At 64.6% G+C, this 6,388-nt stretch carries 5 protein-coding genes and 1 pseudogene; all 6 read left to right on the top strand.

Annotated elements, in window-relative coordinates:
* Positions 1-351: pseudogene (locus ACQKQA_RS29405) on the top strand (ornithine carbamoyltransferase); the annotation flags it as partial.
* Positions 352-483: 132 nt separating this feature from the next.
* Positions 484-1,413, top strand: a complete 930-nt coding sequence (gene arcC, locus ACQKQA_RS29400) for a carbamate kinase (protein ID WP_427564687.1) — start codon at positions 484-486, stop codon at positions 1,411-1,413.
* Between the two features lie 60 nt (positions 1,414-1,473).
* Positions 1,474-1,836, top strand: a complete 363-nt coding sequence (locus tag ACQKQA_RS29395) for a DUF5064 family protein (RefSeq protein WP_427564686.1) — start codon at positions 1,474-1,476, stop codon at positions 1,834-1,836.
* Positions 1,837-2,083: 247 nt separating this feature from the next.
* Complete coding sequence (locus ACQKQA_RS29390; protein ID WP_427564685.1) at positions 2,084-3,592, top strand: sigma-54-dependent transcriptional regulator; 1,509 nt, start codon at positions 2,084-2,086, stop codon at positions 3,590-3,592.
* A gap of 324 nt (positions 3,593-3,916) precedes the next feature.
* Positions 3,917-4,300 carry a glycine cleavage system protein GcvH gene (gene gcvH, locus ACQKQA_RS29385; protein WP_427564684.1) on the top strand — a complete coding sequence of 128 codons (384 nt, stop codon included), beginning with the start codon at positions 3,917-3,919 and terminating at the stop codon, positions 4,298-4,300.
* Positions 4,301-4,310: 10 nt separating this feature from the next.
* The coding region (gcvP, locus tag ACQKQA_RS29380; protein ID WP_427564683.1) for an aminomethyl-transferring glycine dehydrogenase at positions 4,311-6,388 on the top strand (2,078 nt) is incomplete at its 3' end.

Genomic DNA, 6,388 nt, shown 5'->3' with positions numbered 1-6,388 from the left:
GCCGCGGTCAAGGGCGTCGACTTCATCCACACCGACGTCTGGGTCTCGATGGGCGAGCCGGTCGAAGCCTGGGGCGAACGCATCCAGCAACTGCTGCCGTACCAGGTCAACGCCGAACTGATGAAGGCCACCGGCAACCCGCGCACCAAGTTCATGCACTGCCTGCCGGCGTTCCACAACAGCGATACCAAGGTCGGCAAGCAGATCGCCGAGCAGTATCCGAACCTGGCCAACGGCATCGAAGTGACCGACGACGTGTTCGAGTCGCCGGCCTGCATCGCCTTCGAGCAGGCGGAAAACCGCATGCACACCATCAAGGCGATCCTGGTCTCGACCCTGGCCGACCTGTAACCACCACGCCCGGGATCCTCTCCCGGGACCTGTAGGAGCGAGGCTTGCCCGCGATGGCGTCAGACCCGACACCCCATGATCGCAGGCAAGCCGAGCGCCCACGGGATCACCGAATTCTGGAAGGATTGCATTATGCGTATCGTCGTTGCTCTGGGCGGTAACGCCCTGCTCCGCCGTGGTGAACCCATGACCGCGGACAATCAACGCGCCAATATCCGGATCGCCACCGAGCAGATCGCCAAGATCCATCCCGGCAACCAACTGGTGATCGCCCACGGCAATGGTCCGCAGGTCGGCCTGCTGTCGCTGCAGGCGGCGGCCTACACCTCGGTATCGCCTTACCCGCTGGATGTGCTCGGCGCCGAAACCGAAGGCATGATCGGCTACATCATCGAACAGGAACTGGGCAACCTGCTGGACTTCGAAGTGCCCTTCGCCACCTTGCTGACCCAGGTCGAAGTCGACGCCAAGGACCCGGCGTTCCAGAACCCGACCAAGCCCATCGGCCCGGTCTACACCAAGGAAGAAGCCGAACGGCTGGCCAAGGAAAAAGGCTGGGCCATCGCCCCCGACGGCGACAAGTACCGCCGCGTGGTGGCCAGCCCGAAACCCAAGCGCATCTTTGAAATCCGCCCGATCAAGTGGCTGCTGGAAAAGAGCAGCATCGTGATCTGCGCCGGCGGTGGCGGCATCCCCACCATGTACGGCGAGGATGGCAAGCTGCGAGGCATCGAGGCGGTGATCGACAAGGACCTGTGCTCGGCGCTGCTGGCCGAACAGCTGGAAGCCGACCTGCTGGTGATCGCCACCGATGTCAGCGCGGCCTTCATCGACTGGGGCAAGCCGACGCAGAAAGCCATCGCCCAGGCCCACCCGGACGAAATCGAAAAGCTCGGCTTCGCCGCCGGTTCCATGGGACCAAAGGTGCAGGCAGCCTGCGAGTTCGCCCGCCATACTGGAAAAGTCGCGGTGATCGGTTCACTCTCGGACATCGAGGCGATCGCCCAGGGCAAGGCGGGTACGCGCATCAGCACGGCCAAGCCAGGTATCACTTATCAATAAGAGAAACTCGGGGGCAGGCTCAAGGCCTGCCCCGCTCCCATGCCTTGAAAGGAGAGCACCATGGCCCAGTTCGAACCCGGTCATCTACACATCGAGCGGCACGCGCTGACCAAGGACGATGTCAGCTACAACATCTGTATCGACTACGAGGTCACGCAGGATCCCAAGGAAGGCAAGGGGATGCAGTTCAAGATGCATGGCACGATCCAGGGCAAGGAGGTCAACGAACCCTTCTTCCTGCCCAAGGACCAGGCGTACAACTTCGCCAGCAACGTGACGAAAATCGCCGAGAAATACGGGATTCCCAAGGCCATGAGCAGCATCGGCTCGGTGCACAAGCACTACGACGCGATGTTCGAGGATGTGCGGGTGCAACTGAACATGAAATCCGGGGACCCGGTAAAACCCGAACACCTGGAGTGACCCCCGCCTGCGGGTCGCGGGCTTCCTCGGCCCGCGTACTTGTAGGAGCGAGGCTTGCCCGCGATAGTCGTCAACGATGACGCGGGCAGCCTGATACCCCGCGGCGTCCTTGGGTTCATCGCGAGCCAGAACCAGGCGTCCCCCTTGCTCCTACAAGAAGCCCGCGGACCGCATGGCGGATTTCACCAAACCCCGTCCACCAAGGCATACTTGCCACCCTCCGTTTTCCAGAACCCTCGACCGCCCCATGCGCATCCACGTCAGCTTCATCGACCGCGTCGGTATCACCCAGGAAGTCCTGGCCCTGCTCGGTGGACGCAACCTCAACCTGGATGCGGTAGAGATGGTTCCGCCTAACGTCTACATCGACGCCCCGACCCTCAGCCCGCAAGTGCTGGATGAGCTGCGCGACGCGCTGTTCAGCGTGCGCGGGGTGCAGGCGGTGACCGTGGTCGACATCCTGCCCGGCCAGCGCCGCCACTTGCAGCTCGACGCCCTGCTGGCGGCGATGACCGATCCGGTGCTGGCCCTGGACAGCGCCGGCAAGGTGCTGCTGGCCAACCCGGCGCTGATTGCCCTCTATGGCCGCGAGCCGGCCGGGGAAAGCGTGGCCGAACTGTTCGACGACCCGGCGCTGCTGGAAACCCTGCTGGAACAGGGCTTTCGCCTGCCCCTGCGGGAAATCGTCCTCAACGGCCAGACCCTGCTGCTGGACGCCACGCCGATCACCGACGCTGGCGCGCTCCTGACCCTGTATCAGCCGAACCGCATCGGCGAGCGCCTGTCGGCCCTGCACCACGACCATGCCGAGGGCTTCGATGCCCTGCTCGGCGAATCCCCGGCGATCCGCACCCTCAAGGCCCGCGCCCAGCGCGTTGCCGCGCTGGATGCGCCGCTGCTGATCCAGGGCGAAACCGGCACCGGCAAGGAGCTGGTGGCCCGCGCCTGCCACGCCATCAGTGCGCGGCATGGCGCACCGTTTCTTGCACTGAACTGCGCCGCCCTGCCGGAAAACCTCGCCGAAAGCGAGCTGTTCGGCTATGCGCCTGGGGCCTTCACCGGCGCCCAGCGCGGCGGCAAGCCGGGGCTGATGGAGCTGGCCAACCAGGGCACGGTATTTCTCGATGAGATCGGCGAGATGTCGCCTTACCTGCAGGCCAAGCTGTTGCGCTTTCTCAACGACGGCAGCTTCCGCCGGGTCGGTGGCGATCGCGAAATCAAGGTCAATGTGCGGATCCTCAGCGCCACCCACCGCGACCTGGAAAAGATGGTCGCCGAAGGCAGTTTTCGCGAAGACCTGTTCTATCGCCTGAACGTGCTGAATGTGGAAGTGCCGCCCCTGCGCGAGCGCGGCCAGGACATCCTGTTGCTGGCGCGGTACTTCATGCAGCAGGCCTGCGCGCAGATCCAGCGCCCGGTCTGCCGCCTGGCGCCCGGCACCTACCCGGCGCTGCTGGGCAACCGCTGGCCCGGCAACGTGCGCCAGCTGCAGAACGTGATCTTCCGCGCCGCAGCGATCTGCGAAAGCAGCCTGGTGGACATCGGCGACCTGGACATCGCCGGCACCTCGGTGGCGCGCCAGAACGACACCGAAGTCGAAAGCCTGGAACAGGCCGTCGAAGAGTTCGAGAAAACGCTGCTCGAAGGCCTCTACGTCAATTACCCCTCGACCCGCCAGCTCGCCAGCCGCCTGCAGACCTCCCACACCGCCATCGCCCACCGCCTGCGCAAGTACGGCATTCCCAACAAGCCCTGAAGCAGACGGCTCCTACAAAAACGGGCGAAAAGCGACCTCCATCTGTACTGAAAGCGCTACAGTGGAACGATATCGCTACACACCGTCGTAATCAGCGCCGCGCAAGGCTTTGATCCTCATAAACTTTTCCTTGGGCCTGGCGCTGTAGCGATTTCGCTACAGACCTTGCATTCCAGGTTTTCAGAAAAACACCTAACTCATTGATTAACAACGAATAAAAAACATTGGCCGCATTTTTGCTAAGGGCTTAGCCATTCGGCTCGGCCCCCGGCACGAGCATTCAATCGCGTCCACCAGACGAATCTGGCCCCTTGAGGAGTTTCCATGAGCGAGTTGCGTTTCACTGAAGATCACGAATGGCTGCGTACCGAAGCCGATGGCAGCATCACCGTCGGCATCACGGCTTTCGCGCAAAACGCCCTGGGCGATGTGGTGTTCGTGCAATTGCCGGAGCTGCAGGCCTACGACAAGGGCGCCGAAGCCGCCACCGTGGAATCGGTAAAAGCCGCCAGCGGCGTGTACATGCCCCTGAACGGCGAAGTGGTGGAAACCAACCCGGCCCTGGACGCCAGCCCCGAGCTGGTCAACGAAGACCCGCTGGGCGAAGGCTGGTTCTTCCGCTTCATTCCCGCGGACGCCGCCGCTGTCGGCCAATTGCTGGATCAGGACGCCTACGACCGCCTGATCAAAGCCAACGCCGAAGCCTGAGGAGCCCGCCATGAGCACCACCCCGAACCTGAGCACCGCCAACGAATTCATCGCGCGCCACATCGGCCCGCGCCAGGGTGACGAACAAGCCATGCTCAACAGCCTGGGCTTTGACTCCCTGGAAGCCCTGAGCGCCAGCGTGATCCCCGACAGCATCAAGGGCACCAGCGTCCTCGACCTGCCCGCCGGGCAGAGCGAAGCCGACGCCCTGGCCTCGATCAAGGCCATCGCCGCCAAGAACCAGCTGTTCAAGACCTACATCGGCCAGGGCTACTACAACTGCCATACGCCGTCGCCAATCCTGCGCAACCTCCTGGAAAACCCGGCCTGGTACACCGCCTACACCCCGTACCAGCCGGAAATTTCCCAGGGCCGCCTGGAAGCGCTGCTGAACTTCCAGACCCTGATCAGCGACCTGACCGGCCTGCCGATCGCCAACGCTTCCCTGCTCGACGAAGCCACCGCCGCCGCCGAAGCCATGACCTTCTGCAAGCGCCTGAGCAAGAACAAGGGCAGCCACGCCTTCTTCGCCTCCAGCCATTGCCATCCGCAAACCCTCGACGTGCTGCGCACCCGTGCCGAGCCGCTGGGCATCGAGGTGGTGGTCGGCGACGAGCGCGAGCTGAGCGATGTCAGCCCGTTCTTCGGCGCCCTGCTGCAATACCCGGCGAGCAACGGCGACCTGTTCGACTACCGCGAACTGACCGAACGCTTCCACGCCGCCAACGCCCTGGTGGCCGTCGCCGCCGACCTGCTGGCGCTGACCGTGCTGACCCCGCCGGGCGAATTCGGCGCCGACGTGGCCATCGGCAGCGCCCAGCGCTTCGGTGTTCCGCTGGGCTTCGGTGGCCCGCATGCCGCCTACTTCTCCACCAAGGACGCGTTCAAGCGCGATATGCCGGGCCGTCTGGTCGGGGTTTCCGTGGACCGTTTCGGCAAGCCGGCGCTGCGCCTGGCCATGCAGACCCGCGAGCAACATATCCGTCGCGAGAAAGCCACCAGTAACATCTGCACCGCCCAGGTGCTGCTGGCCAACATCGCCAGCATGTACGCCGTCTACCACGGCCCCAAAGGCCTGACCCGGATCGCCCAACGCATCCACCAGCTGACCGCGATCCTGGCCCAGGGCCTGAGCAAGTTGGGGATCAAGGTCGAGCAGGAACACTTCTTCGACACCCTGACCCTGTACACCGGTACGCGCACCGCGGCGCTGCACGACAAGGCGCGCGCCCAGCGCATCAACCTGCGGGTGATCGACGCCGAACGCCTGGGCCTGTCCCTGGACGAAACCACCGGCCAGGCCGATGTGCAGGCCCTGTGGGGCCTGCTGGCCGAAGGTCAGGCCCTGCCGGACTTCGCCGCGCTGGCGGCGGCAGTGCCAAGCCGTATCCCGGCACCGCTGGTGCGCCAGTCGGCGATCCTCAGCCATCCGGTGTTCAACCGCTATCACTCGGAAACCGAGCTGATGCGCTACCTGCGCAAGCTGGCCGACAAGGACCTGGCCCTGGATCGCACCATGATCCCGCTGGGCTCGTGCACCATGAAACTCAACGCCGCCAGCGAAATGATCCCGATCACCTGGGCTGAATTCGGCGCGCTGCACCCGTTCGCCCCGGCCGAGCAAAGCGCCGGCTATCAGCAGCTGACTTGCGAGCTGGAAGCCATGCTCTGCGCCGCCACCGGCTACGACGCGGTGTCCCTGCAGCCGAACGCCGGCTCCCAGGGCGAATACGCCGGCCTGCTGGCGATTCGTGCCTACCACCAGAGCCGCGGCGAAGACCGTCGCGACATCTGCCTGATCCCGTCGTCCGCCCACGGCACCAACCCGGCCACCGCCAACATGGCCGGCATGCGCGTGGTGGTCACCGCCTGCGACGCCCGTGGCAACGTCGATATCGAAGACCTGCGGGCCAAGGCCATCGAGCACCGCGAACACCTCGCCGCGCTGATGATCACCTACCCGTCGACCCACGGCGTGTTCGAGGAAGGCATCCGCGAAATCTGCCTTCCTCGACACACGGCGGGTTCGAGGAAGGCATCCGCGAAATCTGCGGCGTCATGCATGACAGCGGCGGCCCGGTGTACAGC

Origin of the sequence: Pseudomonas sp. NPDC089530 (genome assembly GCF_050280705.1) — a bacterium.
Classification (GTDB): domain Bacteria; phylum Pseudomonadota; class Gammaproteobacteria; order Pseudomonadales; family Pseudomonadaceae; genus Aquipseudomonas.
Note: the sequence above shows the minus strand (reverse complement) of the source record. Positions and strands in the feature narration are given on the sequence as shown.